At 74.4% G+C, this 9,881-nt stretch carries 5 protein-coding genes; all 5 read left to right on the top strand.

The annotated features are described in order from the left end of the window. Positions 1-85: 85 nt before the first annotated feature. Positions 86-388, top strand: a complete 303-nt coding sequence (locus GL263_RS02400; protein ID WP_182853857.1) for an acyl carrier protein — start codon at positions 86-88, stop codon at positions 386-388. Further along, positions 385-6,291 (top strand): type I polyketide synthase, encoded by a 5,907-nt coding sequence (locus GL263_RS02405; protein WP_323379218.1) that lies wholly within the window; start codon positions 385-387, stop codon positions 6,289-6,291. The genes GL263_RS02400 and GL263_RS02405 overlap by 4 nt, the downstream gene beginning before the upstream one ends. Continuing rightward, on the top strand, positions 6,288-7,946 hold the full coding sequence (locus GL263_RS02410) for a long-chain-fatty-acid--CoA ligase (RefSeq protein WP_182853858.1): 1,659 nt from the start codon (positions 6,288-6,290) through the stop codon (positions 7,944-7,946). Before GL263_RS02405 ends, GL263_RS02410 begins: the two co-directional genes overlap by 4 nt. A 51-nt stretch (positions 7,947-7,997) precedes the next feature. After that, a complete protein-coding gene (locus GL263_RS02415) occupies positions 7,998-8,987 on the top strand; it encodes an LLM class flavin-dependent oxidoreductase (RefSeq protein WP_182853859.1) in 990 nt (329 codons plus the stop codon). A gap of 74 nt (positions 8,988-9,061) precedes the next feature. Beyond that, positions 9,062-9,826 (top strand): thioesterase II family protein, encoded by a 765-nt coding sequence (locus tag GL263_RS02420; RefSeq protein ID WP_182853861.1) that lies wholly within the window; start codon positions 9,062-9,064, stop codon positions 9,824-9,826. Positions 9,827-9,881 lie beyond the last annotated feature (55 nt).

The following is a 9,881-nucleotide window of genomic DNA, read 5'->3' on the forward strand; positions in this document are numbered from 1 at the left end:
ATCAGGTGCTCATCAGGTGGCTGTCAGTTCGTCCTGTTTGCCTGGGCGCACAACCCTTCCCAACCGCCGGACTACGGGGGCCGACATGACAAACGCCGCCCTGACACAGGAACGCCTCCGCGGACTCCCGCCGCAGGAGCGCGCCGAGGCACTGGAGGACCTGGCCCTCACCGAGTTCCGCCGTGTGCTGCTGATGGAGGAGGACGAGGAGCTCTCGGTAGACGTCAGCTTCTTCGACCTCGGGCTGACCTCGCTGCGGCTGATGGACGTCAAGCAGAGCCTGGAGCGCGAGCTCGGCCTGGACATCGACGCCACCGCGCTGTTCAACCAGCCCACGATCGAACAGCTCGTGGCCTACCTCGACAACGCGCTGGAGGTCTCCGCGTGACCGCCGAACGCCCCGCCGAACGCCCCGCCGCACTCGACGCCTATCTGCGTTCCGCGCTGGCTCCCGCCCTGGAGGCGGCCGCGGACGCCGACGAGCTGCTGACCGCCAAGCACGAGCCGATCGCCGTCGTCGGCATCGGGCTGCGTTTCCCGGGCGGCTGCGACTCCCCGGAGGAGTTCGACGCGCTGCTCCGCGACGGCGTCTCGGGCATCAGCCCGCTGCCGGAGGACCGCTGGGACGTGGAGCGCTTCTCGCCGAGCGACCCGGCCAGCCCGGACCCGGAGGAGAAGGGCCGCATCCGCACCACCGGCGGCGGCTTCCTCGACCGCATCGACCTCTTCGACGCGCCGTTCTTCAACATCTCGCCGAAGGAGGCCCAGTACATCGACCCGCAGCAGCGGATGGTGCTGGAGACGGCCTGGAAGGCGCTGGAGCACGCCAACATCGACCCCAGCGCGTCGCGTCGCGGCAACGGCGGCGTCTACATCGGGGCCAGCTCGATCGACTACGCGCTGGAGCTGGACGCGCTTCCGTACGAGCAGTTGGACGGCCACCTGGCGTCGGGCATCACGATGTTCCCGCTCTCCGGCCGGCTGTCGTACTTCCTGGGCTGGCGCGGCCCGAGCGTCAGCGTCGACACCGCCTGCTCGTCGTCGCTGGCGGCGCTGCACATGGCGGTGCAGGGGCTGCGGAACCGGGAGACGGACATCGCGCTGTGCGGCGGCGTCAACGCGCTGCACCACCCGCGTATCCCGGTGATGTTCAGCCACGCCAACATGCTGGCGCCGGACGGCCAGTGCAAGACCTTCGACGAGGCCGCCGACGGCTACGTGCGTGCCGAGGGCTGCGGGATCATCGTGCTGAAGCGGCTCACCGACGCCGTGCGCGACGGTGACCGGGTGCTGGCCGTCGTGCGCGGCACCGCCGTCGGTCAGGACGGCGACAGCGCCGGGCTGACCGTGCCGAACGGCGTCGCGCAGGAGGAGGTCATGCGCCGCGCGATGGCCGCCGCGCTGCTCGGCCCGGCCGACATCCAGTACGTCGAGGCGCACGGCACCGGCACCCCGCTCGGCGACCCCATCGAACTCGGCGCGATCAACGACGCGTTCGCGCCCGGCCACGACGGCGACAACCCGCTGCTCGTCGGCTCGGTGAAGACGAACCTCGGCCACATGGAGCCGGCCTCCGGCATCGTCGGGGTCATCAAGGCCGTCCTCCAGCTCCGCAGCGGCACGATCTACCCCCACCTGAACCTCAACAACCCCTCGGGCCGCATCCCGTGGGACGTGTATGCGGTGAAGGTGCCGACGGAGTGCACCCCGTATCCGCCGGGCGTGCGCCGAGCACTGGTGAACAGCTTCGGATTCGCCGGCACGATCGGCGCGGCCGTCCTCGAACAGGCGCCGGAGGTCGGCGCCGGGGAGCCGCGCGCGACGGAGGTCCCGGCGCCGCCGAAGCTGTTCACCGTCTCCGCCAAGTCCGAGCCCGCGCTCGTCGGGCAGCTCGAGAACTACCGGGCGTTCCTCGACGACCGCCCGGACGTCGACCTCGACGCGCTGTGCTTCACCGCGCACGTCGGCCGCGCCCACTTCCCCCACCGGCTGGCCGCCCCGGTCGCCGACGCCGACGGGCTGCGCGCCTTCCTCGACGCGGAGCTGGCCCGCGAACGCCGCCCCCAGTCCTCCCGCATCCGCCGCACGGCGTTCCTGTTCACCGGGCAGGGCTCGCAGTACCCGGGCATGGGCGCCGCGCTCTACGCACGCCACCCGGAGTTCCGCGAGCAGGTCGACGTGTGCGACCGGCTGTTCGCCGACCACCTGGACTTCTCCGTCCGCGAGCTGGTCACCGACCGGGACGTGCCCGTCGAGCTGCTGGCCCGCACCTCGCACACCCAACCCGCGCTGTTCACCCTGGAGTACGCCCTCGCGCGGCTGTGGATGTCGTGGGGGGTGCGGCCGCAGGCGCTCATCGGCCACAGCATCGGCGAGGTGACGGCGGCGGCCGTGGCCGGCGTGCTCGACCTGCCGGACGCGGTACGGCTGGTCGCCGTGCGCTCGCGGCTGATGCAGTCGGTCCGCGCGCGCGGCGGCATGGCGGCCGTCGGTGCCTCCGCCGCCGACATCGAGCCGCTGCTCGCCGACCACCCGGGGCTGGCGCTCGCCGCGGTCAACGCGCCCGACCAGTGCGTGGTCTCCGGCGACAGCGACGCCCTGGACGACCTGTGCGCCAAGCTCACCGCCGACGGCCTGCGCGTCGACCGGCTCACCGTCTCGCACGCCTTCCACTCCCCGCAGATGGCCGAGGTCTACGACGAGTTCCGCGCGGAGCTCGCCGACCTCACCTTCCACGCCCCGCAGATCACCCTCTTCTCGAACGTCACCGGCAAGGCGGCCCGGCTCTCCGACATCGGGAACGTCGACTACTGGGTGCGGCACATCGGCGAGCCGGTGCGCTTCATGGACGGCGTCCGCGCGCTCGCCAAACGCGGCCGGCACGCCCTGGTCGAGGTCGGCCCGGCGACCGCGCTGACCGCGCTCGCCAAGCGCTGCCTGCCGGTCGAGGACCACCTGTGGCTGCCCTCGCTGCACCGCAAGGACACCACGGGCGACACCCTGGTCCGCGCCCTCGCCGACTACTACGCGGCCGGACTCGCCGTCGACTGGTCCGGCTACCACCGGGGCCACGACCCGGGCCGCGTCACCCTCCCGAACTACGCCTTCCAGCGCCGGCGCCACTGGCTGCCGGTGGGCAAGCCGGGCGCGGCGGGCGCGGGTTCCGCCAGCGGTCCCGTCCACCACCCGCTGCTCGGCGCCGAACGCGCCCGCGAGGACGGCCTACGGGAGGACGGCGTACGGGAGTTCACCACCGTCTGCGGCGCCCAGCAGCTCGGCGCGCTGCGCGGGCTGCGGACCGCCGAAGGGCCCGAACTGCCGGTCGCGGGCTGGGTCGAGCTGCTGCTCGCCCTGGCCGACGCCGTGCACGGCCACACCCGGGTGGTGCTGCGCGAGCTGCTGGTCACCGCGGCCCTGCCGCTCCCCGAGGAGTCCGACACGGCCGCCACCGTCGAGCTGCGCACCCGCCTGGAGCCGCTGCCCGACGGGCGCGCCCGGGTGGAGGTGGTGAGCGTCGCCGCCGACGAGGAGACGCGGCACGTCACCGCGCTGCTGGAGCCGACGACCGCCGCCGCCGAACACCTCGTCCAGCCGCCCACCCCCGACGGCGACCAGCACGACGCCGTCCGCTGGACACCCGCCGAGGACGTCTACACCGACCTCACCGGCGCCGGCCAGGACGTCGGCGACGCCCTGCGCTCCCTGCGCCGCGCCGGCCGGCTGCCGGACGGGACGCTGCTCGGCGAACTCGACACCGAACCCGCCGGCGGCCTCCAGCAGCTCCCCCTGCCGGTCCTCGAAGGCGCCCTGCACACACTCACCGTCGACCACCCGGACGCGCCCGCGCTGCGGCCCGTCGGCTTCGCCGCCGTACGCCTGCACAAGAAGCCGCGCGGCCACCGGCTCACGGTGGCGGCGACCGTCACCGCCGCCGGGCCCGAGGCGGCGCACGCCGACGACGGCCGGGTCGTCGAGCGCACCGCCGACGTCACTCTGTGGGACGGCGACGAGCCGGTGGCCGAACTGACCGGCGTCCGCCTGGCACGCGCCGCCCAGGCCCCGTCCGCCGGACGGCACTTCCTGCACCGGCAGCGCTGGCTGCGCCGCACCGCCCCGCCCACCGGCACCGCCGACGGGCAACGCCACGCGCTGGCCCTCGTGCCGCCCTGCGTCGACGCCGACACCCTCACGGTGTCCGCCGAGCGGGCCGGTATCCGCCTCACCGCGACCACGGAGCTCGGCGACGCCCCGCTGGACGCCTCGGTCACCGACGTCTGCTGGTTCTGGCACCACGGCGCCGGGGACGACGCCGACGTCAGCGGTGGTGCCGCCGACCGGCTGCGGGCCGAGTGCGCACACAACTACCGCTCGCTGCTGGCCACGGTCGCCGCGCTGGACGCCACCGGCCGCTCCCCCCGCCTGTGGCTGGTCACCGAACGCGCCCAGCTCCTCCCCGGTGACACCCCGGGCGAGGGCGACCGGCTGGCCGCCGCCACCCTGTGGGGCTTCGGCCACACCCTGCTCAACGAGTACCCGCACCTTCGTGTGACGCTGCTCGACCTGCCGGGCGGCCCGCCCACCGGCCTGGTCGACGAACTGCTCGCCGGCGAACTGGACGAGGAGCGCGGCGAGTTCCAGGTCGCCCACCGCGACGGCCGCCGCCACGTCCGCCGACTGCTGGCGGGCGACCGGAGCCCGGCGTTCCCCGGCGGCTACGCGGTCCACGCCGCCGAGGGCAGCGCCGCCGCGCCGGACGTCGTGCCAGCGCCCGAACCAGACCTGGCGGATGGCGAGTTGGCGGTAGCCGTGCACTCCGCCGCGGTCACCGCGGACGACGCGCGGCGGGCCGCCGAGGAGCCGGGCGCGCCGCTGGGCGGTGGCGCGTACGGCACGGTGACCGCCGTCGCTCCCGGCGTCGAAGGGGGGCCGGCCGTCGGCGACCGGGTCCTCGTCCACGCCGAGGGCGCTCTGCGCCGCACGCTGACCGTCCGGGCTTCCGACGTCGTCCCCGCTCCCGAGGGTCTGACCGCCGCCGCTGCCGCACTGGCCGCCGCCCGCACGGCCGGAGCCGGAGCCACGACGGAACCCGTCTCGCTCGACGAACTCGACGAGGCCCTACGGCTGTTGGCGCGGGAGGACGGCCCGGCGGCGGTACCCGTGCTGCTGCCGGAGGCCGGGGCGGCGCCCCCGACCGGGCCCCGGGTGCGGGACGACCGGTTGTACGTCGTCACCGGCGGTCTCGGCGGCCTCGGACTGGTCACCGCGCGCGCCCTGGTCGACAACGGCGCCCGCCACCTGGCGCTGGTCAGCCGCAGCGGCCGGCCCACGCCGGAGGCCGCCGAGGTGCTGGCGGAACTCTCCGAGCGGGCCACCGTCCACCTCCCCCGCGCGGACGTCGGCCGGGCGGCCGACGTGGCCCGGCTGTTCGGTGAACTGAAGGAGCTGGGCGTCCCGGTGGGCGGCCTGGTGCACGCCGCCGGCGCGATCGGCAAGCAGCTTGTGTCGGCGCTGACCTGGGAGGAGATCGACGAGCAGTTCGGCCCGAAGGTGTACGGCGGCTGGCTGCTGCACGAGGCGACCGCGAAGCTGCCGGAGCTGGACTTCTTCGTCTGCTACTCCTCCATCGCCTCCGTGATCGGCGGCGCCACCCAGGCGCACTACGCGGGCGCCAGCGCGTTCCTGGACGCGCTCACCGAGTGGCGGGCCGCCTCGGGTCTGCCCGCCACGGCGGCGAACTGGGGTGCCTGGGCGAGCGTGGGCATGTCGGCCCGGCTCGACGACAACCTGGGCAAGGAGATCGTGCGCGGCGGCATCCAGTTCTTCTCGCCGACACGTGCCCTGCGCGCCCTGGACGGCATGATCGGCGGCGGCGCGGTACGCCGGGTCGTCGGCGAGGTCGACTGGCGGCGGTACACCGACGCCACGCCCGTCGACAACCGCCTCTACGAACGGCTGGTCGGCGCGGGCGGCTCGGACGAGGACGGCGAGGCCGCCGTCGACGTGGCCGAGCTGCTGAAGCTGCCCGCGCGGGAACGCGGCGAGCAGATCACCGCGTTGGTCGCCGGGAAGGTCGGCGCCGCGCTGCGCATGGGCCCGGACGACCCGCTCGACCACGACGCGAAGTTCGTCTCGCTCGGCCTGGACTCGCTGATGGGGATGGAGGTCAGGAGCGGTCTGGAGAAGGCGCTCGGGCTCTCGCTGCCGGCCTCCCTCGCCTTCGACCACCCGTCCGTGCGCGAGCTGAGCGACTTCCTGCACGGCCGACTCGTCCCGCAGGAGGCGGCGGCATGACCACCACACCCACCACCACATCCACCCATACCCCCGCCACCGCGCCCGCTCCCGCCTCCGAGCGGGACGGCTGGACGCTCACCCACCGCTCCGCCCGGCACGCCCGGGACCGGGCCGGCCACCCGGCGGTCCGCTGCGAGGGCCGGGCCGTCGACTACGGCACCCTGCACCGCTGGAGCAACCGGCTGGCGCACGCCCTCCTCGCCGACGGCGTGACCGCCGGCGCGCGGGTCGCCTACCTGGGCCGGGAGTCCGAGCACTACTACGCCCTGGTGCTGGCCTGCGCCAAGGCCGGCGCGGTGATCGTGCCGGTCAACTGGCGGCTCACGGCCCGCGAGGTGGACCACATCCTCCGCGACTCCGGCGCCGAGATCCTGTTCACCGAGCGGGAGTTCGGCGCGACAGCCGAGCGGGTCCGGGCCGAACTCCCCGCCCTGCGCCGCGTGGTGACCACGGACGCGGCACCGGACGCCGATCCTGCGCCGACCGCCGACGCCGCCACCACCCCGGAGCGGGACGCCGGGCTGCGCGCCTGGTGCGCCGGCAGCCCCGAGGACGACCTCGACCCCGGCACCGGACCCGACGACGCCGTCGCCCAGATCTACACCAGCGGCACCACCGGTCTGCCGAAGGGCGTGGTGCTGGCCCAGCGCAGCTTCTTCACCCTGCCGAAGGCGATGGCCGAGGCCGGTGTGGAGTGGATCGACTGGCGGGCCGACGACGTCAACCTCATCTCCCTGCCCGGCTTCGGCATCGCCGGCCTCGGCTGGTTCCTGCACGGCTTCTGCGCCGGCGCGACCAACGTGGTGATGCGGATGTTCAACCCGCAGGACGCGGTACGGCTCATCGAGGCGCACGGTGTGACCACGACGTTCGCCGCGCCGGCCATGCTCCAGATGATGCTCGACGAGCCCGGGGCCGGCCCGGAGACGTTCCGCACGCTGCGGAAGATCGCCTACGGTGCCGCGCCGATCTCGGAGGGGCTGCTGCGCCGCTCCATGGAGGTCTTCGGCTGCGAACTCGCGCAGATCTACGCCAGCACCGAGACCGGCAGCGTGGCCGTCTGCCTGCCGCCGGAGGCGCACCACCCGGGCAGTCCGCTGCTGACCTCGGCGGGCCGGGCCTGCCCCGGCAACGAGCTGCGGATCGTCGACCGGGAGGGGCGGGAGCTGTCGCCGGGCGAGATCGGCCAGGTCTGCGTGCGCGCGCCGTCCCGCATGCTCGGCTACTGGAACCTGCCGGAGGCCACCGCGGCCACGCTGGTCGGCGAGTGGCTGCACATGGGCGACGCCGGCTACCTGGACGCGGACGGCTACCTGTTCCTCTGCGACCGGATCAACGACACGATCATCGCGGGCGGTCAGAACATCTACCCGGCCGAGGTGGAGAAGCAGCTGTCCGAGCACCCGGCGGTCGCGGACTGCGCGGTGGTCGGGCTGCCGGACCCGCGCTGGGGCGAGATGGTCCACGCCCAGGTCGTGCTGCGCCCCGGCGCCCGCGCGACACCGCGCGAGCTCATGACGTTCCTGCACGGGCGCCTCGCCGACTACAAGATCCCCTGCGCCTACCACTTCGCCGGCGCCCTGCCGCGCAACCCCTCGGGCAAGGTGCTGCGCCGCGAGGTGCGCGACCGCCTGCAGAAGTCGGCCGGCTGACCGCCCGACCTCCCGCCCGAGCCGACCCCGTACCCGAAGGGACGAGCCCCCATGCACACGCCTCGCACACCGCTGAGCGTCGGCGTCCTGCTGCCGACCCGTGAGCAGGCCATCACCGGAGACTTCGCCGCCAACCCGCTGCTCGACTTCGCCCGCACCGCGGAGGAGCTGGGCTTCGACTCGCTGTGGACGGGCGACTCGCTGATCGCCCGCCCCCGCCTCGACCCGCTGGTGGTGCTCGCCGCCGCCGGCGCCGCCACCGACCGGATCACGCTGGGAACCGCCGCGCTCACCCCGGCGCTGCGGCACCCGCTGATCGGCGCCAACATGCTCTCCGCGCTCGACCACGTCTGCGGCTCCCGGCTGGTGCTGGGCCTCGGCTCGGGCTTCCCCGTGCCGGAGACCGAGGAGGAGTTCGCGGCCGTCGGCGCCTCGTTCGAGGGCCGCGCCGGCCGGCTGGACGAGATCGTCCGGCTGTGGCGGACCGCCTGGCGCAGCCACGAGTCCGGCGCGGAACGCGACTTCGCCGGCCGGCACTGGCAGGCGGAGGGCCTGGACCGGCTGCCGCGCCCGCTCACCCCCGGCGGCCCGCCGCTGTGGCTGGCCGGCAGCGACACCCCGCGCGTGCTGGCCCGGGTGGCGCGGCACTACGACGGCTGGCTGCCGTTCCTGCCGTCCGCCGAGTCCTACGGCCGCGCGCGCCGGCGGATCGCCGAACTCGCCGAGGCCGAGGGCCGACCGGCGGACGCCGTCACCCCCGGCCTGTACGCGACGCTCACCGTCGACGACAACGCCGACGCCGCCAAGAAGGAGCTGGAGCACTACATCGAGCACTACTACGGCCGCACCCTCCAGGCCATGTCGACGATCCAGGCCTACGGCTGGGGCAGCGCCGAGGAGTGCGCCGAGTGGCTGGCCGGCTACGTCAGGGAGGGCGCCCGGCACATCGTCATCCGGATCGGCTCGCTCGACCCGGCGCCGCAGCTCGCGCAGATCGCCGAACGGCTGCTGCCGGCGCTGCGCGCGGCGTCCGCCGACTGACCGGCCCCACGTACGTACACACACGCCCGAACGAACCCGAGGAGAGAGACGTGTTGGAGAGTCCGGCATCGGAGATGTCCGCCGAGGGCCACTGGTTCCATCCCGTCGAGCCCACCGACGAGGCGACCACCCGACTGTTCCTGCTGCCGCACGCCGGCAGCGGGGCGATCATCTACCGGGACTGGGGCGAGCTGCTGCCGCCCACGGTGGCCGCGCAGGCCGTCACGCTGCCGGGCCGCCACAACCGCCGCGAGGAGCAGAGCTTCGACCGCTGGGACCCGCTGCTCGACGCCCTCTACGAGGCGGTCGTCGCCGAGATCGACGACCGGCCGTTCGCCTTCTTCGGCCACTGCCTCGGTGCCCAGCTCGCCTACCGGCTGACCGTGCGGCTGGAGGAGGACGGCCTGCCCGCGCCGGCGCTGCTCGGCACCTCCGGCTGGTCGCCGATCGGCTTCTTCCAGCCGACCGAGGAGCAGAGCCGGATGCCGGAGCCGGAACTGGTGGAGTGGATAAAGAAGTTGGGCTCGTTCCCGGCGGAGATCTACGACAACCCGGAGATGCTGGCGCTGGTCGTCCCGGCGCTGCGCGCCGACCTGCTGGTCGCCGCGCAGTACGAGGACGACGGCCGCACGGTGAACTGCCCGCTCGTCTCCTACGGCGGCCGCTCCGACCCGCTGCAGGAGAGCCCGGACGCGATGACCCACTGGCGGGCCCGCAGCCCCCGCTACCTGGGCCACCGGGAGTTCTCCGGCGGGCACTTCTACATCGACAACCACGCCGCCGCGGTCACCGGCGACTTCGCCCGCCACCTCGACCGCCTGGCCACGCCCGTCGGCTGACCACGCCTGTCGGCCGACCGCCCGGCCGTGCCCCGAGACCCCCGATGACCGCGCC

This window comes from Streptomyces durbertensis (genome assembly GCF_014156695.1).
In the GTDB taxonomy this organism is placed as follows: domain Bacteria; phylum Actinomycetota; class Actinomycetes; order Streptomycetales; family Streptomycetaceae; genus Streptomyces; species Streptomyces durbertensis.